The 23,577-nt window shown below is 60.7% G+C and carries 26 protein-coding genes; 6 read left to right on the forward strand and 20 right to left on the reverse strand.

The features are described 5' to 3' along the window. Positions 1-6 precede the first annotated feature (6 nt). Entirely contained in the window at positions 7-636 is a 630-nt protein-coding gene (locus ODJ80_RS06170; RefSeq protein WP_263041364.1) for a GyrI-like domain-containing protein, read from the reverse strand. Between the two features lie 151 nt (positions 637-787). Between ODJ80_RS06170 and ODJ80_RS06175 the strand changes: the two genes are divergently transcribed. From ODJ80_RS06175 to ODJ80_RS06185, 3 genes are all read left to right on the forward strand, one after another. After that, positions 788-1,330 (forward strand): DUF4352 domain-containing protein, encoded by a 543-nt coding sequence (locus ODJ80_RS06175; RefSeq protein WP_263041365.1) that lies wholly within the window; start codon positions 788-790, stop codon positions 1,328-1,330. A gap of 251 nt (positions 1,331-1,581) precedes the next feature. Next, positions 1,582-2,076 (forward strand): pyridoxamine 5'-phosphate oxidase family protein, encoded by a 495-nt coding sequence (locus ODJ80_RS06180; RefSeq protein ID WP_263041366.1) that lies wholly within the window; start codon positions 1,582-1,584, stop codon positions 2,074-2,076. Continuing rightward, complete coding sequence (locus tag ODJ80_RS06185; protein ID WP_263041367.1) at positions 2,073-3,392, forward strand: MATE family efflux transporter; 1,320 nt, start codon at positions 2,073-2,075, stop codon at positions 3,390-3,392. The genes ODJ80_RS06180 and ODJ80_RS06185 overlap by 4 nt, the downstream gene beginning before the upstream one ends. A 27-nt stretch (positions 3,393-3,419) precedes the next feature. On the opposite strand, the gene ODJ80_RS06190 is transcribed toward ODJ80_RS06185, so the two are convergent. From ODJ80_RS06190 to ODJ80_RS06240, 12 genes are all read right to left on the reverse strand, one after another. Then, the gene (locus ODJ80_RS06190) at positions 3,420-3,875 is read right to left on the reverse strand and encodes a hypothetical protein (RefSeq protein ID WP_263041368.1); all 456 of its coding nucleotides are present in this window, start codon (positions 3,873-3,875) and stop codon (positions 3,420-3,422) included. Positions 3,876-4,061: 186 nt separating this feature from the next. Next, positions 4,062-4,637: a GNAT family N-acetyltransferase gene (locus ODJ80_RS06195; RefSeq protein ID WP_263041369.1), complete on the reverse strand. Its 576-nt coding sequence runs from the start codon at positions 4,635-4,637 to the stop codon at positions 4,062-4,064. Continuing rightward, the gene (locus tag ODJ80_RS06200) at positions 4,609-5,772 is read right to left on the reverse strand and encodes a THUMP domain-containing class I SAM-dependent RNA methyltransferase (protein ID WP_263041370.1); all 1,164 of its coding nucleotides are present in this window, start codon (positions 5,770-5,772) and stop codon (positions 4,609-4,611) included. Before ODJ80_RS06200 ends, ODJ80_RS06195 begins: the two co-directional genes overlap by 29 nt. 69 nt (positions 5,773-5,841) lie before the next feature. Next, positions 5,842-6,369, reverse strand: coding sequence for a ribosome hibernation-promoting factor, HPF/YfiA family (hpf, locus tag ODJ80_RS06205; protein ID WP_263041371.1), 528 nt, complete (start codon positions 6,367-6,369; stop codon positions 5,842-5,844). A 183-nt stretch (positions 6,370-6,552) separates the two neighbouring features. Then, positions 6,553-7,395 (reverse strand): fumarate hydratase, encoded by an 843-nt coding sequence (locus tag ODJ80_RS06210; protein WP_263041372.1) that lies wholly within the window; start codon positions 7,393-7,395, stop codon positions 6,553-6,555. A gap of 76 nt (positions 7,396-7,471) precedes the next feature. After that, on the reverse strand, positions 7,472-7,996 hold the full coding sequence (locus tag ODJ80_RS06215; RefSeq protein WP_178862577.1) for a S1 RNA-binding domain-containing protein: 525 nt from the start codon (positions 7,994-7,996) through the stop codon (positions 7,472-7,474). A 53-nt stretch (positions 7,997-8,049) separates the two neighbouring features. Next, a complete protein-coding gene (locus tag ODJ80_RS06220) occupies positions 8,050-8,349 on the reverse strand; it encodes an FtsB family cell division protein (RefSeq protein ID WP_263041373.1) in 300 nt (99 codons plus the stop codon). An 80-nt stretch (positions 8,350-8,429) separates the two neighbouring features. Next, a complete protein-coding gene (gene yabQ / locus ODJ80_RS14195) occupies positions 8,430-8,864 on the reverse strand; it encodes a spore cortex biosynthesis protein YabQ (RefSeq protein ID WP_442863900.1) in 435 nt (144 codons plus the stop codon). After that, positions 8,861-9,136: a YabP/YqfC family sporulation protein gene (locus tag ODJ80_RS06225; RefSeq protein WP_178862574.1), complete on the reverse strand. Its 276-nt coding sequence runs from the start codon at positions 9,134-9,136 to the stop codon at positions 8,861-8,863. The genes yabQ and ODJ80_RS06225 overlap by 4 nt, the downstream gene beginning before the upstream one ends. 53 nt (positions 9,137-9,189) lie before the next feature. After that, on the reverse strand, positions 9,190-9,435 hold the full coding sequence (locus ODJ80_RS06230; protein ID WP_178862573.1) for an RNA-binding S4 domain-containing protein: 246 nt from the start codon (positions 9,433-9,435) through the stop codon (positions 9,190-9,192). Positions 9,436-9,515: 80 nt separating this feature from the next. After that, on the reverse strand, positions 9,516-9,794 hold the full coding sequence (locus tag ODJ80_RS06235) for an HU family DNA-binding protein (protein WP_263041374.1): 279 nt from the start codon (positions 9,792-9,794) through the stop codon (positions 9,516-9,518). A 110-nt stretch (positions 9,795-9,904) separates the two neighbouring features. Next, entirely contained in the window at positions 9,905-11,677 is a 1,773-nt protein-coding gene (locus ODJ80_RS06240; protein ID WP_263041375.1) for a putative polysaccharide biosynthesis protein, read from the reverse strand. 183 nt (positions 11,678-11,860) lie between these two features. On the opposite strand from ODJ80_RS06240, the gene ODJ80_RS06245 reads away from it, so the two are divergent. Both ODJ80_RS06245 and ODJ80_RS06250 read left to right on the forward strand, forming a co-directional pair. After that, positions 11,861-12,160 (forward strand): DUF2089 family protein, encoded by a 300-nt coding sequence (locus ODJ80_RS06245; RefSeq protein ID WP_178862569.1) that lies wholly within the window; start codon positions 11,861-11,863, stop codon positions 12,158-12,160. 1 nt (position 12,161) lies between these two features. Further along, entirely contained in the window at positions 12,162-12,362 is a 201-nt protein-coding gene (locus ODJ80_RS06250) for a hypothetical protein (protein ID WP_263041376.1), read from the forward strand. A gap of 53 nt (positions 12,363-12,415) precedes the next feature. Here the strand turns inward: ODJ80_RS06250 and ODJ80_RS06255 are convergent, their stop codons facing one another. The 5 genes from ODJ80_RS06255 to recJ all read right to left on the reverse strand — a co-directional run bounded on the left by ODJ80_RS06255 (position 12,416) and on the right by recJ (position 19,698). Next, entirely contained in the window at positions 12,416-12,784 is a 369-nt protein-coding gene (locus ODJ80_RS06255; RefSeq protein WP_263041377.1) for a zinc ribbon domain-containing protein, read from the reverse strand. 207 nt (positions 12,785-12,991) lie between these two features. Continuing rightward, positions 12,992-13,948, reverse strand: coding sequence for a uridine kinase family protein (locus tag ODJ80_RS06260; protein WP_263041378.1), 957 nt, complete (start codon positions 13,946-13,948; stop codon positions 12,992-12,994). After that, positions 13,920-15,401: a coproporphyrinogen dehydrogenase HemZ gene (gene hemZ / locus ODJ80_RS06265; RefSeq protein WP_263041379.1), complete on the reverse strand. Its 1,482-nt coding sequence runs from the start codon at positions 15,399-15,401 to the stop codon at positions 13,920-13,922. The genes ODJ80_RS06260 and hemZ overlap by 29 nt, the downstream gene beginning before the upstream one ends. 18 nt (positions 15,402-15,419) lie before the next feature. Beyond that, a complete protein-coding gene (locus ODJ80_RS06270) occupies positions 15,420-17,627 on the reverse strand; it encodes a RelA/SpoT family protein (RefSeq protein ID WP_263041380.1) in 2,208 nt (735 codons plus the stop codon). 25 nt (positions 17,628-17,652) lie between these two features. Beyond that, complete coding sequence (recJ, locus tag ODJ80_RS06275) at positions 17,653-19,698, reverse strand: single-stranded-DNA-specific exonuclease RecJ (protein WP_263041381.1); 2,046 nt, start codon at positions 19,696-19,698, stop codon at positions 17,653-17,655. Positions 19,699-19,853: 155 nt separating this feature from the next. Between recJ and ODJ80_RS06280 the strand changes: the two genes are divergently transcribed. Then, entirely contained in the window at positions 19,854-21,434 is a 1,581-nt protein-coding gene (locus ODJ80_RS06280) for an amidohydrolase (protein ID WP_263041382.1), read from the forward strand. 67 nt (positions 21,435-21,501) lie between these two features. Here the strand turns inward: ODJ80_RS06280 and ODJ80_RS06285 are convergent, their stop codons facing one another. After that, positions 21,502-22,107, reverse strand: a complete 606-nt coding sequence (locus ODJ80_RS06285; RefSeq protein WP_263041383.1) for a hypothetical protein — start codon at positions 22,105-22,107, stop codon at positions 21,502-21,504. Then, positions 22,088-23,545 carry an HAD-IA family hydrolase gene (locus ODJ80_RS06290; RefSeq protein WP_263041384.1) on the reverse strand — a complete coding sequence of 486 codons (1,458 nt, stop codon included), beginning with the start codon at positions 23,543-23,545 and terminating at the stop codon, positions 22,088-22,090. The genes ODJ80_RS06285 and ODJ80_RS06290 overlap by 20 nt, the downstream gene beginning before the upstream one ends. Between the last annotated feature and the right edge of the window lie 32 nt (positions 23,546-23,577).

Genomic DNA, 23,577 nt, shown 5'->3' on the forward strand with positions numbered 1-23,577 from the left:
GTGTTTTTACGCTTTACGGATGGGATGGCGCAGGACCGTCTTCCACTTCTCTGGCGGGGCTTTCCGGGGGTCAGAGAGGTAGATCTCGTGATGGCGGCGGGTTTCGGAAATGTCGGGCTCGTACCCGTTTTCCCGGGCAAAAGCGTCCATGGCTTCCAGGGAGGCGGGCTCGCTGTCATAGGGGCCCAAATGCATCATCTGGACGCACAGACCCTCCTCCAGATGGTAAAAGAAGGCGCCAGAACAATCCAGCTTTTTCTTGCGGGAAGCCTCTTCCACCGCCCAGCGGAAGTCCTCCTCCCCCACAAAATCCGGCAGGCGGATGGCGGAAATCCACTGGAAAGCCCCTTTGTCCCGGTAGTCCACAACGCCGCTTTCGCTCCACCAGAACCCCTCCAGGGGCGGCACCACATACTCAAAAAAGCCGTCAATGCCATGGCCGGTTTTATAGCTCATTTTCAACGTGTAGGCCAGGGCATAGAGGACGCCCACCGCCGCCTTATATTCCCCACCCTCCTGGTTGGGGGCGCCCTTGCCGCGAACAGCGATGTAGGCCATGGGCGGGACTGTGACAATGGCGGGCTTATTTTTGGGCAGATAAAATTCTTTGTATTCCTTTTTGAAGTCGAAAGCCATGGGTTTTCCCTCCTTTCCCCCATTGTACAGGAAGCGGCGCTTTCTTGCAACCCCAGCTTGACAGGGCCGCGGGCCCATGCTACAATCGCCATAGAGGGAGTATTCCGCTGTCTTCTGGGGCAGCGGGCAGATATCATGGGAGGGAACTTATATGAAAATGAAAAAATTGCTTGCCGCAGCCGGAGCGCTGTGCCTGGCCGTCACCCTGGGAGCCTGCCAGCTGTTTACCCCCACCGAAGGCCGCCTGAATGACACCATGCACACCATGTTTTTCGACTTTACCGTGACCGGCGCCTATCTGGCAGAGGAGTACGAGGGCTATCAGCCGGCAGAGGGGAACCAGCTGCTGGTGGCGGACATCACCGTGAAGAACACCTTCCGGGAAAGCATCGAGATGTACGACACGGACTTTCAGGCCCAGTGGGGCGAAGACGAGGACCCGGAGGCCTACTCCATCCCCATCACCACGGACCCGGAGACCTTTACCGAACTGGAACCGGTGGGAGGAGATCAACTGCCGGGCACCTATCCCTTGGCAGTGGATGAGGAGCGCTCTGGCCAGCTGGTCTATGAGGTTCCCCAGGGCTATGTGGACTTTTCCCTCTCCTATCTGGAACTCTACGACGACGGGAGCGAGGAGGAGAACACCGGCGACACCTACTTCGTCTTCTTTACAGCGCAGGACGCCCCGTAAAGCCCTGCCAAACACAGAACTTTGCATCCCCTCCAGAGGCTGCCCCTTCCAGGCGGCCTCTTTTTTGCGCCGCCTGTCTGGCCACCTCTTTCTTGACAAGGGGACCGGGGTGTGATACAATCCCAGGGAAAGGAAAATATTGTGCCCGCCGCCGGGTGGGAATAGCATTGGAGCCGTATCCGCAGGCCATTTGGAGATACGGGGCGCCAGTGCTTTTTTGTTGCCTGGCAGAGCTTTTAGGAGGAATGACCATGTTTCGGGACATGAGAAGGAAGAACCAGCTGCTTCCCCCAGAGGAGGCGGAATCCATTTTGCGCCAGGGCACCAGCGGGGTGCTGTCCCTGCTGGGGGACGGCGGCTACCCCTACGGCGTCCCCCTGAGCTATGTGTACCACAACGGAAGGCTGTATTTCCACTGCGCCAAGGCAGGCCACAAGCTGGACGCCATCCGACGGGAGGGGAAGTGCTCTTTCTGCGTCATCGCCCAGGACCTGGTGGCGCCGGAGAAGTACACCACGCTGTTCCGCAGTGTCATCGCCTTTGGACAGGTGCGGGTCCTGGAGGACGCCGGGGAAAAGCGCGCCGCCCTGGAGGCCTTGGGGGAGCGGTTCAACCCGGGGGAGCCGGAAAGCCTGGAGAAGGAAATCTCCAGCACATGGAACAGCGTATGCGTGCTGGAGATGGAGATTGAGCACCTGACCGGCAAGGAGGCCAAGGAGCTGCTGAAAAGGAGGACTGGCCAATGAAAGACACCTCCCCTTTAAAAGAGTTCGCACGGTACACCTCGCTGAACGTACTGGGGATGATCGGCCTTTCCTGCTACATCTTGGCGGACACGTTTTTTGTCTCTTTGGGGCTGGGGGCAGACGGCCTGGCGGCCCTAAACCTGGCCATCCCCATTTACAGCTTTATCAACGGCAGCGGGCTGATGATCGGCATGGGAGGCGGGACCCGGTACTCCATTTTGAAAAGCCAGGGGAACCACCGGGAAGCCAACCGCGTCTTCACCAACGTGCTGTACCTGGCAGCAGTGCTGGCCTCCCTTTTTGTGGCGGCGGGGCTGCTCTTTGCCGGGGACATTGTGCGCTTATTCGGCGGCACGGGGAACGTGTTCACTATGAGCCGCACCTACCTGCGGGTAATCCTTCTATTTGCCCCTGCGTTCTTGATGAACAACGTGCTGCTGTGTTTTGTGCGCAACGATGGAGCGCCTCAGCTCTCCATGGCGGCCATGCTGGGGGGCAGCTTTTCCAACGTGGTGCTGGACTGGGTGTTCATCTTCCCCTGCGGCATGGGAATCTTCGGGGCGGTATTCGCCACAGGACTGGCGCCTCTGATCAGCATTTGCATTCTCTCCCCCCATTTTATCCAAAAGAAAAACCAGTTTAGGCCTGTGGCCTGCCGCCCCCAAGGGCAGCGGACCGCCCGCATTCTTTCCAGCGGGGTGCCCTCCCTGGTAACGGAGGTTTCCTCTGGCATTGTGATCATCGTCTTTAACTCGCTGATTCTGGGGATGGAGGGCAACACGGGCGTGGCGGCCTACGGGGTTATCGCCAACCTCTCCTTAGTGGTTATCTCTATTTATACGGGAATTGCCCAAGGCATTCAGCCCATTCTCAGCCGCAGCTATGGCGTTGGGGACCGGGACCGGCTCTCCGCCACCCTTCGGTACGCGGTGATTGCCATGCTGGGGGTCTCCGTGGCAATCTACGGGGCTGTGCTTGCCTTTGCCCCTCAGATTGCGGCTGTGTTCAACAGCGAGGGCAGCCCCACCCTGCAGGCCATTGCTGTCCAAGGGCTGCGGCTGTACTTCATCGCATGCCCCTTTGCCGGGTGCAACGTAGTGCTCTCGATGTACTTCACCTCTACGGACCGGCCCCTTCCCGCCCACATCATTTCCCTGCTGCGTGGTTTTTTCCTCATCATCCCCGTGGCCCTTCTGCTGGCTGCTGTGGGGCAGATGGTGGGCATTTGGCTGGCCTTCCCTGTCACGGAATGTTTGGTGGCGCTGCTGGCAGTGGGGTTGTTTATCCGCAGCCGGAGGAAACCCGCGCACGCCTGAAAGAAGCTCCCTTTTCGGGAGCTCCTTTCATTCCTGCAGCTGGGCGGTAAAGCCGCTCTCCTCATCCCCGGTGAAGAGGATAGTGTAGGTCTCGCCGTACTTCGCGGGGATATCCACCTGCTCCGTGGTGGCAAGCTCCACAGCGTCCCCTTCGCCGTAGGGGGAGAAATCCATGGACAAGGTGGAGAGGTCCTTGCCATCGAAGTAGTCTTTGTCAAAAGAGGCTGTCAGGGACGTCTCGGGGGTGAGGGCTTTGCCGTCCATATCCGCCCATCCACCCTGGCCGTACTCCTCCCCCTCCAGGTAGGTGGAGTAAAAGATTTGGTAGACGTCCTCGCTTTGGCACACCAGCTGGATGGTGACGGCGTCTTGGGCATTCAGCTCTTGAACGGCCTGCTTGGCGGCGGTCTGGCAGCCGGCAAGGCTCAACAGGGCGGCGGAAAGCGCCACGGCAGCGGCGGCGCGGAACAAGTTCTTTTTCACAGCTCATTCTCCCTTTCTAAAAAAATCAGGCCCTCTTCGGGACACCATCAGTGTACCAAAGGGGCCTTTCTATTTTTTTAGGGGAACCTTACCCATTGCTTTCCCTTTCTTTCCCGTTTCTTACGAGAGGCTTGTGGAGGGCGTAGCTGATGCGCACCATGTGGAGGATATGGCCCTCCTTTTTTCTCAGGGATTTTTGTACCGCTCCGGGCAGGAAAAATAATCCTCCCGCAGGATGGAATAGCACACATCGTCAAAGACCTTGCCGTCAAAGCGCTGAAAAGCCTGGGACAGGGTTCCCTCGTAGTGGAAGCCACACTTCTCAATCACGCGGCGGGAACGGCTGTTTTCTTTAAAATGCCCGATGGCCAGCACATCCAGCCCCTTGCGCTCAAACCCGTACTGCACCATGGCCCGCAGGGCCTCTGTCATATATCCCTGGCCCCAATAGGGTTTGGCCAGCTCGTAGCCGATGGAAAGGCTCTTCACCCCGCTGCGGCGGATATCCCTTTGAAACTTGATTTTCCCAATGGGATGCCCAGTCTCTTTGAGGACAATGGCATAGCAACCGCTGTCCCACAAGGCACGGCGGAAGAAGCGTTCCCCTTCCTCCCGCGTGCGGGCAGGCCGGGCGCCAGAGGCCAGCATCACCTGCGGGTCTGAAGCAAAGGCGAGGAAATCCTGGTAATCCTCCTCCCGCCAATGGCGCAGCAGCAGACGGGGCGTCTCCATCTCACCGCGGAGCCGTTGGAGCAGCGTCACGGCCTTTCTCCTCCCCCCTGAAATACTGGTAATACTGGCATTGGATCATGCCGTTATACAGCTTGCGCCGCTTGTCCGCCTTCCGGCCGAACAGCGCCTCAAACTCCGGGTCCGGGGTGATAATGCCAAAGCTCCATCCCCGCTGGGGCCGGAACAGGCTTCCCATGGACTGATACAGCTGCTGGGCCTGCCGGACATCCAGCAGCCTTTCGCCGTAGGGCGGGTTGCAGATGACGCAGCCATACCTCCCCTCCTGGGAGAAGGCGCGGATATCCCGGACACTGGCAGAGATATACTCCTCCACTCCGGCCTTTCGGGCATTTTCCAGGGTCAGTTCCACAGCGGCGGGGTCAATATCGAAGCCCTGGGCGGAAAAGCCGGTCTCCCGGCGCTCCTGAGCGCGGGCACGGTCTCGCTCTTGGCGCCACAGGGATTGGGGGACATTCTCCCAGGCCTGCGCGGTGAAAGAGCGCTGCAGCCCTGGGGCGATGCGCAGGGCCAGCAGGGCGCCCTCCACCAGCAAGGTGCCCGAGCCGCAGAAGGGATCGATCAAATGGCCGTCGGAGCGCAGGCGGCTCAGCTGGCACAGGCTGGCGGCAAGTGTCTCTTTGATGGGGGCCTCGTTGGACTGGGCCCGGTAGCCCCGCTTGTGCAGGCCCTCGCCGCTGGTATCCACCATGACGCTGACCTGGTCCTTCAGGATGCGGAAGCGCACCCGGTGCAGAGATCCTGTCTCGGGAAACCAGGAGAGGCGGTACTTGGCCTTCAGCCGCTCTACAATGGCTTTTTTCACGATAGCCTGGCAGTCCGGTACGCTGTGGAGCTGGCTGGACAGGCTGCTGCCTGTCACAGGGAACTGATCCTCCCTTCCCAAAAGTTCTTCCCAGGGCAGGGCTTTCACCCCCTGGAACAGCTCCTCGAAGGAGCGGGCGGGGAACTCTCCCAGCAGCAGGAGCACCCGCTCCCCAAAGCGGCTGTTCAGGTTGGCCCGGACCATGGCCTCCCATCCGCCGGAAAACAGCACCCGTCCGTTCTCCGCCTGGACCTCTTCCAGTTCCATCTCCCGCAGCTCTTGAGCCACCAGGCCCTCCACCCCAAACAGGCAGGGCACGCAAAACCTCATCCGATCTCTCATACTCTCTCCTTTGTATGCAGGCCGCAAAAAGAGGGGGCCCAAGCGGGTCCCCTCCGCGCGTATCTGTGCTTATTTACTTTCCGGCACCAACAGGCCGTAATCCCCGTTTTTACGGCGGTAGACCACATTGATTTCCCCCGTGGCATCATCCCGGAACAGGAAGAACTGATGGCCCAGCATGTTCATCTGGAGGATGGCCTCCTCGGGGGTCATCACCTTCACGTTGAAGTGCTTTACCCGGGCCACCTGGATTTCCTCATCGGGCTCATCATACAGGGCATCGGGGAAGTCGATATCCGGGCTCACCTTCTTGGCCCTTTCCAGCCTGGTCTTATTCCGGCGAATCTGCCGGCCCAGGGCGGAGATCACATGGTCGAGGGCCTCGTTCATCTCCATAGAGGTTTCCTCAGCCCGGTAGATCATCCCCCGCTGCTTAATGGTGATTTCCACAGTCTGGCGGTTGCGCTCCACCGTCACGGTGACGGTGGCTTCGGCATCCTCGTCAAAAATACGGTTAAATTTTGAGAGCTTCCGTTCCGCAAGCTCCTTAAAGTTATTGCGCAGGTTCACTTTTCTTCCGACAATGGTGATCTTCATACCACGCACCCGTCCGCTCCAGCCCATTCTCCCCATCGGGCGGCGGACTTTCCTTTCGTCAGATTTGGAAAGGCGGGAAGCCTTCGTCCACTCTGAGAAAGCCTCCTGCTTTCCTGACTTCATTGTAGCACATTGTCCAGAATATTGCAATATGAAGAGGAATATATTGTGGCGAGATCAGAATTACAGCACCACTGTCTTGTGGCGGGTGACATGGCACCCCACATTGACAGCCACGGGCAGCCCGGCAATGTGGGTGGGATAAGCCTCGATATTGACCGCCAGGGCCGTGGTCTCTCCCCCAAAGCCCTGGGGCCCCACGCCGGTCTCGTTGACGGCTTGAAGCATTTTTTCCTCCAGCTGGGCATAGAAGGGGTCGGGGTTCCGCTGGGACACACTGCGGCACAGGGCCTTTTTTGCCAGCATCGCCACCAGCTCAAAGTCTCCGCCAATGCCCACGCCCAACACCACCGGCGGACAGGGGTTGGAGCCCGCCAACTGGGCGGTCTCCTTCACAAAGGCCACAATGTCCTCTGGCTTAGCGGCAGGGGTAAACATTTTTAGGCGGCTCATGTTCTCGCTGCCAAATCCCTTTGGGGCCACAGTGAGGGTGAGCTTGTCCCCAGGTACCAGGCGGGTGTGAAGGATGGCCGGGGTGTTGTCCTCTGTATTCCTATCCCGGCGGAGGGGGTCCGCCACCACAGAGCACCGCAGCAGTCCCTCCACATAGCCCTGCCGGACACCCTCGTTGACGGCGGCCTCAAAGTCCCCGTTGATGTGCAGGTTCTGGCCCACTTCGGCAAAGACCACCGCCATGCCCGTATCCTGGCAGATGGGAATTTCCATCTGACGGGCGGCGTCCAGGTTGCGGCACAGGTCGCAGAGGATGGAGCGGGCCGTCTCATCCTTCTCCCGCTGGGAACAGTCTTGGATGACGGCCTCCAGGTCGGCGGGAAGCACCCGGTTGGCGTCGATGCAAAGCTGCCGCACCGCCTGGGTGACGGCTTGCGCGTCCAATTCTCTCATAAGAGCAGTCTCCCTTCCTTATCAAGTCAAGCGCTAAAAAAAGAGCCCGGAAAGGGGCTCTTTTCCCTATTGATGATTATTTCTGCTGGCCCCGGCGGGAGTAGCCCCGGCGGGACTCATTGCCCCGCTTCAAATCGGACATCTTCTCATCGCTGGTCTGCTTGAAGCGGCTCATCATTTCCTCGAAGGTGCCGCTGTCGTTGCGGCGGGACTGCCACTCAAAATCTCCCGGGCGCGCAGGCCCCTGTTGGGGAGCGGGACGGGGCTGGCGGGGGGGACGGGCTCCCTCCCGGCGGACGCCTTCTTTGCGGCCGCCCTCCCGGCGGGGAGCATCAGTCCGGCGAGCCGGCCTACGCTGCTGATCCTCGGGCAGCGCCTTCTTCATGGAAAGGCTGATCTTGCCCTCCTCATTGATGGAAAGCACCTTCACTTTGACGGTCTGCCCCTCGGAAACAAAGTCCCGAATCTCAGTGACGAAGGTGGGGGCCACCTCGGAGATGTGCACCATTCCAGTTTGGCCGCCCTCAAAACTGACGAACGCGCCAAATTTGGTGATCCCTGTCACCTTTCCCTCGTAAATACCTCCAACCTCAAGCTGCATAAACAGAAAATTCCTCCTCGGCTGCGCCGGATAGTAAAATAATCAGCAGGGGCTCAGCTGCCGCCGCCCACATCAATGAACACCCGTTCTCCAGGCTTGGCATAGTCCAGTTCACTGCGGGCCTTGCGCTCGGCATATTCCTCTAAGCCGCCGCTGTTCTCCAGGGAATTCTCTATCTCCTCATTGCGGATGGTCTGTGTGTTCAGCTGATCCTGCAGGTTTTGGAGCTCCTCCCGCTTTTCGCTGATCTGCAGCTGCTGGCTCACCAAAGAGACCAGGATGAACCCAGCGAAGCAGAGCACCGCGAACTTCAGCAGGATGCTGCCCTTATACCGCTCCTTTAATTTCTGCAAGAGACACGCCTCCCATTGATTTCAGCCCTGATAAAGGACTCCCATATTGTTCCTATTATATACTGGTATACATAAATTTTTCAAGTCTTTTTTTCGTGTTTTTTCCCCTTTTTTCCGGAAAATTTCCCCCGATACCCCTTTGGGCCCTTTCCTGCCCGAAAAAGGCCCCGCAGGAACCCCGCCGCCGCGCCCAAAAGGCGCCAAAGGCGGCAAAAAATTTTTTGAAGAGCCTCTGCCCCCCTGCGGGTCCAGGGCCCAAGAGCTGTTACGGCGGCCCAGGCGCCCAGCGCCTGCGGCAGAACCTGGTACAAACGCAAGCGGCCGCTGTCCACCGCCAGGGCACAGAGAAAGACAAAGCCGCCAGCCAGGCCGCCAAAGAGCACATCCAGCAAAGCCGTGCCCAGTTTTTTCAGGCCCAGCAGCCGGGAAAAGCCCCGGAACAGCAAAAAGAGGCAGCCCAAGGCCGCCCCGGAGGCCAGGGAAAAGGACAGAACGGGCCATCCCAACCCGCTCATTTGAACAGCCTGGCAAAAAAGGACAGGGCCGGGCCGCTCTCTGTGTAAGAGAGGGCAATGACCTTGCCGCGGGCCAACAGCTCCCCGGACTGGGAGTCCAGGCTTTCAATGTGCAGGCCCTCCCCCTTGATGTGCAGTTCTCCCAAGGCAGTTTGCGCGGTGATGAGTTCATCGCTGAAAAAGTCCACCCGAGAGACGCCGGTGGCGCGCAAAGTGCCCCGGTCCTCAATGTGCAGGCTGTGATGCCCCTGCGGCTTCTGTGCTTCTGCCATATACGCATACCCCTTTTGTTTCTTGGGATATGTCTATGGGGACGGCAGGGAAATTATTCCTCCAGCAGGCGGTACAGGTCGGAGGCCTGCTCCTTCTTGGCGTACTCCGCCACAGAAAGGACCTCTGCTTTCAAAACCCTTTCCCCCAGGTGGATTTCCAGCACATCGCCGGCCTTGACCTCGTAAGAGGCACGGGCAGGCTTGCCATTTGCCAGTACCCGGCCCGCGTCGCAGGCCTCATTGGCAACCGTGCGCCGCTTGATCAAGCGGGAAATTTTCAAGTACTTGTCCAGACGCATTTTTTCATCTCCTCTCCATTCGCCAAAGGCTGCAAAAAACGGGCCCGGAATACCCCGGGCCCGCCACACGCCGCATGCTTTTACTTGTTGTTGACAGTATCCTTCAGTGCCTTGCCAGCCTTGAAGGCAGGGGCCTTGGAAGCGGGAATCTGGATCTCCTGGTTGGTGCGGGGATCCCGGCCAGTGCGGGCGCCGCGCTCGCGGACCTCAAAGGTGCCAAAGCCCACCAGCTGGACCTTGTCGCCCTTCTTCAGGGACTCCGTAATGGCGTCAATGACAGCGGTAACAGCCGCCTCAGCGTCCTTTTTAGTAATCTCGGCCTTCGTTGCAACTTCGGCGATCAATTCAGACTTATTCATTATAGAGCTACCTCCAAAAAATTTTCTGCGGCACAGGTGGCTTTGCAAAGCCGCTGAAGCCTGGTGCTTCCGCAATTCCCTGCCGGAAGACTATAACAGAAGCAATGATATCATATCCATCCCTGTTTTTCAAGCATTTTTGCAATTTTTTGTCCCTTTGGCAAAGATTGGAGGTCGCTTTTGCGAATGCCCCGCAAAAGCAGAAGCCCGGCCAGGTAGGCGGCACAGCCAAGGGCCGCCCCAGCCCCCAGCGCCAACGCCTCTCCCAAGGCGCCATGGGGCCACAGGGGGCGGCATCCCTCATACCCCAAGCGGGCGCTGGCGGCGCATAGCAGCGCGCAGCAGAAGGGCCTCAGAAACACCCCCACTGTGGAGAGCCCCACCCCAGAGGCCCGGCGCAGCTTCCAAAACTGGGTGAGAGTGAGGACCAGGTAACACAGGCAGGTCCCCACCCCGGCGCCAAGGATATTCACTTCTGGAATGCCGCAGAGCACCCAGTTAGCACCCAGCTTGACAGCCATGGCCAGCAAAAGCAGCTTGACGGGCAGATCTGCCCTTCCCACCGCCTGCAGCATGCTGGAAAGGGGGCCGCTCATAGCGGCGGGAAGGGATGCCAGACCCAGCAGTGCCAGAGACTGGGCAATGGCCGCTGTGGAGGGGCCCTCCCCATAAAGCAGCCCTGCCACAGGCTCCGCCAAGGCGGTCAGGCTCAGCCCTGCCGGAAAGCAAAACAGAGAGGTGACCCGCACCACGGCTTCCATCCTTCCACGCAGCTCCCGTTTGCTGCCCCGGGCCCAGGCACTGGTGACCCCGGGCAAGGCGCTGGTCCCAAACGCTTGGGTAATGCCGGGCACCAACAGGTAGACTGTCATGGCAAGGGAATAGCAGCCGTACAGATAGGTGGGGATGGCCTGGGGTGTTTCCCAGTATGCTGTGGGCACTTTTCCCTGGCAGGCGGCCAGGAACCTCTGGGGAAACTGCTCCAAAGCGGCAGCAATGCGGTTCTGCAAAAAGGTGGCGTCAATGAGCCCCGCCACGCTGGAGGCAGCCGAGCCCAGGGCGACCGGCAAAGTGATCTTCAGCAGAAGCCGCCGGGTTTCCCCTTTGCTCTTCGGGGCGGGAGAGCTTTTGTAGAGCCGGGGCACGGTGCCGTCTCCGTGCAGGCGGAACCGCAGGACTAAATACAGCAGGGACACCAGGGTGCCAACTGTGACACCAAACACCGCCCCTGCCGCTCCCAAGGCCAGGATGAAAAACTGGGCTTCCTCCTGGGTGGGAGGCGTAAGCCCTAGAACCGTGCGTTGAGCGGCGTACTCCTCCCGGCACAGGGAAATCACCCAGCCGGCGGTAAAAAGCCCCATGCCCAGCTTTAAGAGGGCCTCTAACACCTGAGAAAGGGCAGTGGGGACCATATTCCCCAGCCCCTCGTAATAGCCGCGGTAGACTGAGGCAGCGCTGGAAAACACCACCGCCGGGGCCAGGGCCAGCATGGGCGCCAGGGCATAGGCCGCTCCTGCCACCCCCTGACAGTAAAGGGGGGCAAAGCAGGTCATCACCAGGGCGCCCCCCGTCCCAAAAGCCAGGAACAGAGGCAGGGCCACCCGTTTCACCTGACGGGCATCGTTCCAACGGCCCAGGGAGGCTTCCTGGGAAACCAGGCGCGCCACGGCAATGGGAAATCCTGCGGTAGCCAGGCTGAATACCGGCCCATAAAAATGGTAGGCCATGTTGAACATGCCAATGCCGTACTCCCCCACCACATAGGTCAGGGGCACCTTGAACAGGGCTCCCAGCACCTTCACCACCGCCATGCCTGCCGTGAGCACCAGCGCCCCCCGCAGGAAGCCGTGCCCCCTGGAACCCTTGCCTTGCTTTCCTCCCATTTTCCCTCTCCCCCTCCTGCAGAAAACCTTCTCCCCCATTTCTATGAAAGGAATAGCCGGGATATTTTTCAAAGGAGGGAAAACCCTCTTGAAAATAAGTCAAAATTTTATTTGCATCTTGACTTGTATTTTATTAAAGAGTATATTTAATATAGTAAAAGATACGGGAGAGAAGGTGGTTTTATGGGCATACAAGTGGTACCGGAGTGGATGGCCGGGCTGGAGGAAGAGGATGTGGCGTTTCTAAAAAATTTCCTGCTGTGTTCTGGGTCCCTGAAAGAGATCGCCGGGCTATATGGGGTGACCTATCCCACGGTCCGCCTTCGGCTGGACCGGATTATCCAAAAGGTGCGGCTGGAGGAGGAGTACGCCGGGGACCCCTATGTAGCTCTCATCAAACGCTTAGCCCTGAGTGAAAAGCTGGATTTTGACACAGCTAAACTATTAATTTCAGAGTACAAAAAGCAGAAAGGAGGAGCATGAAGTGAGCATCGTAGCCAACATTATGCTGTGGATCTTCCCCACGCTGCTGGCACTGGCGCTGGTGGTGGGGATCGTTGTATTTATCGTAGTGCGCCGCCGGGAAATGCGCCGCCGGGCGGAGTTCCACCGCGCCCAGGCCCAGGCTGCGCGCGAGCGCTCTCAGGAGAAAGAGCTGAAAAAGATGAAGATTGACGACCTCTAAACGCGCAAAAGGGCGGCCCGCTTGGGCCGCCCTTCGCTTTTCAGCAGATTGGATTATTCCTCACCGGTCAGCTTCGTGCCGCAGTTGCTGCAGTACAGAGCGGTAGAAGGGCTCTGTTTGCCACAGGTGGGGCACACAACCTTGTTCTGCTTATCCACCAATTCCTTGGTGACAGCATTGCGCTGGTTCACCAGCTCGTCCAGCTCGGCCATTTTGCCCACAGCCTCGGCATCCTCTGCCAGCTGCTCCCGGCAGGTCTCGTACACATACTCGCCCAGGGCCTCGTAGCGCTTGCTGATCTCAGCGTTCAGCTCTGCCACGTTGATGCGCAGCTTGGAAACATCCACAATCTGCCCGGCCTTCTTGCCCACAGCCTCTGCCGCGAATTTGGCGTTTATGACCACATCATCTAAAATTCCCATGACCGTTTGTCCTCCTTTTCAAAAGTGCAGGGTGTTGGAAGGGGATGTGCTCCTCTTCTCTTGCTTTCATTATACCGGATTTTCAGAAAAAGTCAAAGCATTTTGCCTTTCAAATCCATTAAGAATCCCTTACATTTTGTCGCTTTGGCTGATTTTCACTGGACAAAACAGCTTTTCCCAGGAAAGTTCTCCCCTGCCGCCTTTCCTTTACGGCTTTAACGGCCCCAGAAACTCCCGCAGCATGGAGTTTTCCGGCACCAGGCTCTCGTCGATGGGCTCGAAGCGCATCAGGCGGGATTCCAGGTCCCGGGCTTTTTTGTAATAGGGGCTGTCCTCTGCAATGGCCCGCAGCAGCGGGATGGCCACCCGCCGCATCACGCAGGGCTCATAAATATGGATGGAGTTGACCGTGTAATCGGCGGTGAGGCGGTAGGGGCGGATATAGCGGTCTTCCCCTTTTACAACCTGGGGCCACATGGCCAGGGTGCGCTCCGGGGAGGTGTCCCGGAACTGGATATCCCGCACGATGCGGCGCACCAGGCGCAGGTCCATGGGGGAGATCACCTCGCCGTTGGCGGACTTGATCTGCTGCTTGACGCTGACGTACAGCTTGACACAGGCCCCCTCTGGAAGCTCTCGGGTAAACTGGGGGTTCAAACCGTGGATCCCCTCTACAATGACCATATCCTGGGGGCCCAGCTTATAGCGCCGCAGCTCCCCCTCCGGGCGGCCCAGGGTGAAATTATAGGTGGGCACAGAGAACTCCCCCGTGGAGATGATGTCCAGAAGGCAGCCCTTGATCGCCTCTTCATCCAGGGCCTTGACGGATTCATAGTCAAACTGCCCTCCCGGCAATTGGGGCGCCTTGCCCACCCCCCGGTAGAAATCGTCCAAAGAGACGATGGTGGTGTTGGCCCCAAAGGCGGTGAGGTAATCCCGCAGCAAATGGGCGGTGGTGGTTTTGCCGCTGCTGCTGGGCCCTGAAAGCATGATGACCCGCACCTGCCGGTGGTGGCTGGTGATGTTGCGGGCGATGTTCTCTAGGTGGTCGTGGTAGGCGTCCTCCACCTCGGCGATCATCCGCTGAGGACAACTGACCGCCGCGTCGTTGATCTGCTCCAGGTGGTTGATGTACTTAACGTAGCCGCTGGCGAAATTGCTCATAAAGCGCGGTGACACCGTCCTTTCTCTGAAGGATCTCGGGATTGCGGGTGATGTACTCGTGGGGATTTTTAAAGTTGAAAATCCGTTCCAGCCTGTCGCTGTACGGGTCTTTCAGCTTAGAGACAGCTCCCGCACCGCAGGCGATGACTGTGTTGGACTCATCCATGGTATAGATGTTGTAACGGCAAATGGTGCCTGGCTTGGCCCAGCCGGTGTTTTCCAGGTTGCCGGCCATGCGGGTCTGCCGGTAAAGGTAATAGGGCTCGAAGCCATCCTGGGTCAGCCTTTCGATGGAATAATCCATCATGGCGGCAGTCTCCCCACTCTTCGCGTGGAGGGACAGGTCCCCTCCGGGGGCATTGATGCGTGCGGAACGCTTTAGGGCCAGAGAGTGCACCGTCACATTGGAGGCTCCCAGAGCGAGCACCCCTTCCAGGCTCTTCTGGAAGCCCGGCAGGTCGTCCCCGGGCAGTCCCACGATCAGGTCGGCGTTGATGTTGTCAAAGCCCAGCCGCTGGGCCAGCTGGAAGGCTTCCGCAATGTCCTGGGCGGTGTGGCGGCGGCCGATATTGCGCAGCACCTGGTCCGACAGGGACTGAGGATTGATACTGATGCGGCTGATGCCCGCCTCCCGCAGGGCCAGGAGCTTCTCCCCGGTGATGGTGTCCGGGCGGCCGGCCTCCACGGTGAACTCCGTGCAGCGGGAGAGATCAAACACCTGGCGGATCTTCCCGCACAGGGCGGAAAGCTGCCGGGCGGACAAGGTGGTGGGGGTGCCCCCGCCGATGTACACGGAGATCAGGGAGAGGCCCAGGTCCCGGGTCACCTGAGCGGTCTTTTCCAGCTCCACCAAAAGCAGGTCAAAGTAAGGGTCCATCAGCTTTTTCGCGTGCTCCATATCCTGGGAGACAAAGGAGCAGTACGCGCACCGGGTGGGACAGAAAGGGATGGACACATACAGGCTGAAATCGTTTTCCGTCAGGGCTTCCACCGCCGGGGCCTGGGCCCGCAGCACCCGCCGGGCCAGCTCCGCCTTGGGGGCGGTGACGTGGCAGTGGCTTTGGAAGTAGGCGGCGCCCGCCTCTTCCCCTTGCTCCTCCACATACTGGCGCAGCAGTTTGACAGGGTGGATGCCCGTGAGCATGCCCCAGGCGGGGCGGGTGCCGGTCAGCTCCACAAAGGCGTTGTAGAGCAGGTTGGTCATAGAGTACTCCTGGAGGGCAGGGGCGTCCGCCTGCCGGGTGAGGGAGCGCTCCCCGTCGGAAACCGTAACTGTATAGTGGTATGCGCCCTCCACCCCCTCTATGCGGGCAAAGGCCCAAGGCCCTTCCAGGAGCCCCGCCTCCGGAAGGGCGGCGTCCCCCTCCACCTTGACGGGGCTGTAAGGAAAGAACAGGCGGCACAAGTTTTCACATTCGTAGCGGTATGCGTGGCCGCTGAGAAATAACTGCATGGGATTACCTCTTTGAAATCAACTGCGGTCAATGGAGATGACGCCAGGGATCTTGCCCAGCCGCTCGATGATATTCTGCAGCTGGGGCAGGCCGTTGATGGAGATGGTGGCGGAAATAAAGGCATTGCCGCTCCCGCGCTCCTGCCGGGAGTTGAGGGCGTGAATAAAGATCTTCATATTGGAGAGCTGCTGGGTCACGTCGGCCAGCAAACCCGCCCGGTCCACTGCCAGGATGTGCAGGGTGGACTTAAAATCATCCTTCACATCGCCGGCCCAGTGAGCGTTGACCCACCGCTCTGGCTCGGGACACTGGGTCAGGTCCCGGGGTACGTTGGAGCAGCTGCGCTTGTGGATGGAGACCCCAAAGCCCCGGGTGATGAAGCCGATGATCTCGTCCCCGGGCAGGGGGTTGCAGCAGCGGGAAAACTTGATGAGGCAGTTGTCCATGCCCTCCACCAGCACGCCGCTGGCCACCCGGCGTTTGGGCTCTGGCGTGGTGGGCGGGGGCAGCTCCTGTGGCTGGTCCGGAGCAGCGCTCTTCTGCAGGCGCAGGGCCTCTTCTTTGATACGGGGCAGCACTTTCCACAGCTGGATGCCCCCATAGCCAATGGCAGCGTAGAAGTCATCCTCTGTGGAGCAGTTGTGGCGCTTGCCCACGCTTTCGATCATATAGTCCATCAGCTCGGAGGTCAGGGGGATATTGCTGCGGCGGAACTCCCGCTCCAGCTCGGCCCGGCCCTCCACGATGTTCTCATCCCGCTTTTCCTTCTTAAACCAGGCACGGATCTTGTTGCGGGCCTCGCTGGTGCGCACCAGGGTGAGCCAGTCCCGGTTCGGGCCGCGGCCCGCCTCCTTGGTGGTGAGGATCTCAATGATCTCACCGGTTTTGACCTTGTAATCCAGGGGGACAATGCGCTTATCCACCTTGGCGCCGATCATCCGGTTGCCCACCTCGCTGTGGATGGCATAGGCAAAATCGATGACAGTGGAACCCAAGGGCAGGTTGATCACGTCCCCTTTGGGGGTGAAGACGAAGACCTCCTCGGGGATCAAGTCGCTCTTAATGGAGTGGACCAGGTCTGTGACGTCCTCGCTCTCCGCCTGGTTCTCCAGCATCTGGCGAATCCAGGCCAGACGGTCATCCAGGGCGGCGTTGTCCGCATCCCTGGCAGACATGCCCAGCTTATATTTCCAATGCGCCGCGATGCCATACTCAGCCGTGTGGTGCATCTCCCAGGTGCGGATCTGCACCTCGAAGGGCACACCGGCCTTTGTGATGACGGTGGTGTGCAGGGACTGGTACATGTTGGGCTTGGGCATGGAGATATAGTCCTTAAACCGGCCCGGCAGGGGCTGGAACATATCGTGGATAATTCCCAGCACATTGTAGCAGTCCTCAATGGTATCCACGATGACCCGCACGGCAAATACATCGTAGATCTCCTCAAAGGTCTTTCCCTGGATAAACATTTTGCGGTAGATGCCGTAAATGCTCTTGACCCGGCCCTCGATGTACACATCGGGAATGGAGATCTCCACCCGGCCGCGGATCAGAGCCTTTGTATCCTCGATAAACTGCTTCCGGCTTTTGCTGCGGGAGGACAGGTCTTCCTCGATCTCCCGGTAGGCCTGGGGGTCCAGGTACTTTAAGGAGATGTCCTCCATATACTCCTTCACAGTGCGGATACCCAAACGGTCCGCAATGGGGGCATAGACCTCCAGGCACTCCACCGCCTTGTCCCGCTGCTTCTGGGGGGACATGTACTCCAGGGTGGAGAGGTTGTGCATCCGGTCGGCGAACTTGATGATGATGACCCGGATATCCTCTGCCATGGCCATCAGCATTTTCCGCAGGTTCTCCGCCTGCTGCTCCTCCCGGGAGGAATAGGGGATCTTGGTCAGCTTGGTCACCCCGTCGATAAGCAAGGCCACTTCTTTGCCAAAGGTCTTTTGGATCTCCTCGATCGTGCAATCGGTGTCCTCCACCACATCGTGGAGAAGCCCCGCCATAACGGACTCGGAATCCATGCCCAGCCCCACCAGGATAGCCGCCACCGACAGGGGGTGGATGATATAGGGCTCGCCGGAGCTGCGCTTCTGGTCCTGGTGCTTCTCCTCCGCCAGGCGGTAGGCTTGCTCAATCTTGGCCCGGTCGTACTCTTTGCCGCTTTCCTCTATGATCTTTCGCAGCTCCTCATAGCTGCTGATCTGAACCACAACTGCCATTGCTATTCCCTCCTTTATCCCTCTGTCAGTTTTCTGCCAGCTGTTTGGCCCGCCCGTAAACCGGGGAGGCGAAGATATCCACTTTACCTTGGGTGGGCAGCAGCTCCGCGGTCTTGCGCTGCTCCCCGCCCAGCAAAGCAATGAGACGCCGCTCCTGCAGCATTTCCAGGCACAGCAGCAGCTTTCCCAGGTTGAAACCCGGAAGCGCCCCCAGCAGGGACTGGAGCCCGAAGGCCGCCCCCTTGAGAGAGGCCAGCTTTCGGTACAGCGCCGCCAGGTCCTGCCGGGTGGGCAGCAGCTCCTCCCCCTCTTCCCGGGAAAGGGCCTCTCCCCGCTGGAGCTTCTCATAGACACGGTAGGTGTGGATGCACTGGTCCATATCCAGGCCGGAGAGCTTTGCCTCCCGCACGCTGACGGTGAGCTGTGCCTCTCCCCGGAACTCCCGGGCCTCCAAGGTAACCGCCAAGTCCAGCGTCTCCCCCGGCACAAAGGGGAACTCCTCCGGCTTGACGCCAAAACACATGCAGGTGAGCATGGCCCCTTTCTTGGCACAGACCAGCCGCAGGTGGTTGCCGCCCCCCACCGGAACAATCTCCCGAAGCTCCATGCTGTACAGGCCAAACAGCGGCTGGGGATTCCCGCTTCCAAAGGGTTCCAGGGGCTCCAAGCTCTGGGGCATCTCCGGGGACAGGGCGCCGGGGTTCAAGCGGCAGTCCAGCCGGAGGACCTGTGCAGGCATCTCCGGGCAGGCTTCGGCCGCGTACTGATTGATGCGCTGGCGGAACAAGTCCACGTTTTCCGGCTTTAAGGTGACCCCGGCCGCCATGGGGTGGCCTCCAAACCGCTCCAGCAGGTCCGAGCAAGCGGAGACTGCCTGGAACAGGGAGAAGCCCTCCACGCTGCGGCCGCTGCCGCGGGCCTCTTCCCCATCCACAGAGATGACGATGCTGGGCTTGCCGAAACGCTCTGTAACCCGGGAGGCCACGATGCCGATGACCCCGTGGTGCCAGCCTTTGCCCTCCACCACAATGACCCGGCTGTATAAAAGCTGGGGGTCCCGCTGGATGGCCTCAATGGCCTGCTGGGCGATCTCCCCCTCCACCTGGCGGCGGCGGTCGTTGTCCTCGCAGATCTCCTGGGAAAGGGGCTGGGCCTCTTCTGGGTCATCACAGGTCAGAAGGCGGACAGCCCGGTCCGGGGAGCCCATGCGGCCGGTGGCGTTGATGCGGGGGATGACAGTGAAGGCCAAGCTGGTGGCGGTGGCCTTCTTGCCCCCCATGCCGCTTTCCTCCATGAGGGCGTCCACCCCGGCCCGGCCGCCCCGGGCCAAAAGGGAAAGCCCCGCCTTGACGATCTGCCGGTTTTCCCCCAGCACAGGCACCACATCGGCCACTGTGCCCAGGGCGGCCAGATCGGCGTACTCCTCCAAAATGCCCTGGGGATCTCCGCCCTCCAGGGCCATGACCAGCTTCAAAGCCACGCCGGCCCCACAAAGCTCTTTAAAAGGGCTGCTGTCCCCAGGCTGGTGGGCATCTACCACAGCCGCGGCCTGGGGAAGCCGCTCTTGGGGGCGGTGGTGGTCGGTGACCACCACGTCCATCCCCAGTTCTCGGGCGCGCTCCACCTCTTTTACAGAGGCAATGCCGTTGTCCACGGTGACAATCAGGCCCACTCCCAAGCCGTGAAGTTTCTCCACCGCCTGGAGGTTCATACCGTAGCCCTCGCCCTCCCGCTGGGGTATGTAGTAGATCACGTCCGCGCCCACAGCCTCCAGATAGGTAAAGAGGATGGCGGTGGCGGTGACGCCGTCGGCGTCGTAATCGCCGTAGACGGCAATCTTCTCGAAATTTTCCATGGCCCGGCGAATGCGGGCCGCGGCCTTATCCATGTCCTTCATCAGGAAGGGGTCGGAGAGCTGGCCCCCGGAAAGCAGTCCACGGATCTGCTCCTCAGAGGAAAAGCCCCGAATCTCCAGCATCATTGAGAGGAAAAACGGGAGGGAATACCGCTCCGCGATTTGGGCGGCCCGTTCCCGGTTCAGGGGGGCCACCTCCCATTTTTTCAAGTTCAAAAGCCATCTCTCCTTACTTGCCCGCTTGACATCATATTGTAGCATTTTCTTGTTAAATATGCAAGATAGGGAAAATTTACCGCCTTCTTCCTCTTGCCCCCGGCGCATAAATGTGCCATACTGGGGAAAACTGGAAACGCTAAGGAGGTCATGCGATGAAGACCCTGTTTTATGGCGGGAGTGTCCTGCCCATGGAGGGCCCGGAACGGGCGCAGGCCCTCTTGATTGAAGACGGCCGCGTTCGGGCGGCGGGGGCATTGGAGGATGTGGAGCCCCTGGCCTCTGGAGCCCGCCGGGTAAACCTGGAGGGAAAAGCCCTGCTACCCGCTTTTGTGGACGGCCACAGCCACGTCACAGCCCTGGCCCAGACACTGGGGCTGTGCCAGCTCTCCGGGTGCAGAAACCTTGGGGAGATCGCCCAGCGGATGAGGAATTTCCGGCAGCAGTGGCACATCCCCGCCGGGGAGTGGGTCATCGGCTTTGGCTATGACCAAAACGACCTGGAAGAGGGCCGGCACCCCACCGCCGCGGACCTGGACGCCGCCCTGCCGGACTGCCCCGCCATGGTGACCCACGCCTCCGGCCACATGGGGGCGGTGAACTCCCTGGGGCTGCAGCGGCTGGGGGTGGAAAAGGCCGCCCCGGACCCGGAGGGGGGCCGCATTGGCCGGTGGGAGGACGGCTCTCCCAACGGCTACTTGGAGGAAGCGGCCTTTACCAACATGGGCTCCCGCATCCCCCGGGACCCGGAGGCCAGCTTAAAAAATCTGGAACGGGCTCAGCGGGTGTACTTCTCCCAGGGAGTCACCACCATCCACGAGGGGCTGGCCCGCCAGCCGGAGTGGGACCTGCTGGAGGCCGCGGCCGCCAGGGGGCTGCTGCGGGGGGATGTAGCGGCTTATGTGGACATCAAAGACGGCGCCGCCCTTTTAGAGGCCCACCGGGACCGGCTGGGGCGCTATAACAACCGGCTGAAGATTGCCGGGTACAAACTGTTTTTGGACGGTTCCCCTCAGGGGCGCACCGCCTGGATGACCCAGCCCTATGAGGGGGAGGAAACGTACCGGGGCTACCCCGTCTATCAGGACAGCCAGGTAACGGCCTTTTTGGAGAAGGCCCTGCGGGAGAGGGTGCAGATTGCCGTGCACTGCAACGGGGACGCGGCGGCGGAGCAGCTGCTCTCCTGCTATGAAAAAGCCCACACGGCCTGCCCCCGGGACATCCGGCCCCTTATGATCCACGCCCAGCTGCTGCGGCCGGACCAAGTGCCCCGGCTGCGCCCTCTGGGAATGGTTGCCTCTTTCTTTGTGGCCCATGTGTACCACTGGGGGGACGTGCACCTTCAAAACTTCGGCTGGGAGCGGGCCCAGAACATCAGCCCCGCAAAAACTGCCCAGGAGGCCGGGGTGGTGTTCGACTTTCATCAGGATACGCCGGTGATCTTGCCCAATATGCTGGAAACCCTGTGGTGCGCCGTGTGCCGCCGCACTAAGGCGGGGACTCTTTTGGGGGAAGGACAGCGGCTGTCCCCCTGGGAGGCACTGCGGGCCATAACCGTCAACGCCGCCTGGGCCCTGTTTGAAGAGGGGGAAAAAGGTACACTCTCCCCGGGCAAGCGGGCGGACCTGGTCATTCTGGACCGGGACCCCCTCTCCTGCCCGCCGGAAGAGCTGAAAGACCTGCGGGTGATGGAGACCATCAAGGACGGGGAGACCGTGTTCCGCGCTTCGGAATGAGCCCACCCGAAAGCCAAATAGAAGACGAGCCCCTGGCCGGCGCCGGCGCCAGGGGCTCTCTCTTTATTTATCCAGCGGAAAATTCCAGGGTCACCGCCTGGGCCACATCCATGCCCTCCAGCTCCTGTGGGGTGAAATAGGACTGAGGGGTCAGGGACTTCATAGAGGTGCCGCCATCCTCCAGAAACAGGGCTACGGGCACTTCCTCCCCCAGGGGAGCGGGCTGGCTCTCTGGGATGGCTCCCCGGGCGGCGGAGAGCAGTTCTCCCTCAAAGGGCACCGGATCGCTGGAAAAGGACACCCGGCCCTGGGCGTTCAGGTGCAGGTCCATGCTGCGGTCCTGGTGATAGACCAGGGCGAACTCCCCGGCAAGGGGCTGGCTTTCCCCCCCTTCCCGCAATAGGGAAACACCCCCATTTTCCACCCAGACGCCATCTTCCAGCACATAGGTGTGGGCAGTTACCTTTGCCGCTTCCTCCGGGGCTTGAAAGGAAAATACCAGGGCCGCGTCCTCCAACCCCAGCAAGGACAGCAACTCCTGTTGGTCCTGGCTCATGTCGTATGGGGCCACAAAGGCCTTTTCCGCCTCCTGCTCTTGGCACCCCCCTAAGGCGGGGACGAGAAGGAGCAGAAGCACTGCCACCAAAAGGATTTTACGCATTCTCTCCCTCATTCTCCTTTCCTTCCTTTCTGCATTCCTCTTCTCCCAGCAGAAGGCGGACGGCCTCCTGCAGGCTCCAAACAGCGAAATCCGGGGTTTCCTCTGGGGCTTGGGGCGCGGCATGGCGCCAAAAGCCCTGGCGGACCCACAAGGTCTTCATGCCCAGGGCCTTGGCGGGGACAATGTCGTTATCCAGCCGGTCCCCCACCATGAGGGCCCGCTCCGGCGGGCAGCCCGCCCGTTCCAGGGCGGTGCGGAACAGGGCTGGGTCCGGCTTGGAGACACCCTCCTCTGCGGAGGAAGCCACCACACTGAGATAGGGCAGCAGGCCGTAGCGCTCCAGCCGGGCCGCCGTGCCCAGGGGCTGGTTGGCGATGACCCCCAGCTTGTACCGGGCACTCAGCCGCCGCAGGCAGTCCCGGGCCTCCGGATAGGGGAACTCCCCCTCTCCGGTCCAGGGGGGCCGGGGGATGCCCAGCTCCGCGAAGGCCAGCTTGTCCCCGTTGCGGCCCTGGCGGTAGTGCTCCTCCATCCGCTGGACGAAGTCCTGATAGGCCACGCCGGTGCCCTCTAGGGCTTTTTCGATGCGCAGCCGGAAGCCCTCCCGCTCGTCCACCAGGGTGGAGCCGATGTCAAAAAACACCCAGCCGGTCTCCCGCAAGGAAGGCTTCTCCACCTGTACCAGCAGGCAGGGGTACTCATGGCTGAAGTGGTAGCCCAGCCGCTCCGCCAGGGCCACGCTGATGGGGGTGGCGGCGTCCCAGCTGGGGTACAGGCCCCGGTCCAGGCAGTGGAGGATCAGGGCGGAGGCGCAGCACAGGGCCAGGCCCCGGCGGCGGTGCTCCCGCTTGGTGTCGACTTCGATTTCGATGCCGCCCTGGTACCAGCTGTAGGAGGAGGCCCCCGCCGCCAGCTCCTCCCCATAGAGGGCCACATAGCCCGCGCCGTGGGCGGCGTACTCCTCCCAGCTGCCGAACTGGGCGCAGAAGTCCCGGGCCCAGGGCGTTTGAAGAACGCGCCCATACAGCTCCCGGTCAATGAGGCGCAGGGAATACCCCTTGGGCAGGCTGTCCCGGAAAGCCCGGAGCCGGGCCCGGTCAAAAGCCTGGGGCTCTTTGCGGATGGCGTAGCGGGTGATGGGTTCTCCCCTTTTTCCGTGGACCTGCTCCAGCAGGGCCAGCCACTCCCGGTTTTGCGGCACCAGCAGGGCGCCGGAGCCCGCAAACTCCGGCGGGATGAAAACGGCCAGCTCCCCGGCCCCTGGGGCATGGGCATCCCCGCCCAGGAAGCCAAAGTCCCCAATCCAAAGCAGGGCCGCCCGGGGGCGCTCGCCTTCATCGGCCCAAGCCCGCCCCATGCAGCCCTGGAGCACCGACCAGATTAATGTTTCCTCCCAGCCCTGGAACAAGGGCGCCAAGCGGCCCCGCTGGGACGGGGTGATCTCTACCATGTGTTCTTCCTCCCTATGGATGGCGCTTTAGG

Origin of the sequence: Acutalibacter sp. LFL-21 (assembly GCF_025630755.1) — a bacterium.
GTDB lineage: Bacteria > Bacillota > Clostridia > Oscillospirales > Acutalibacteraceae > Acutalibacter > Acutalibacter stercoravium.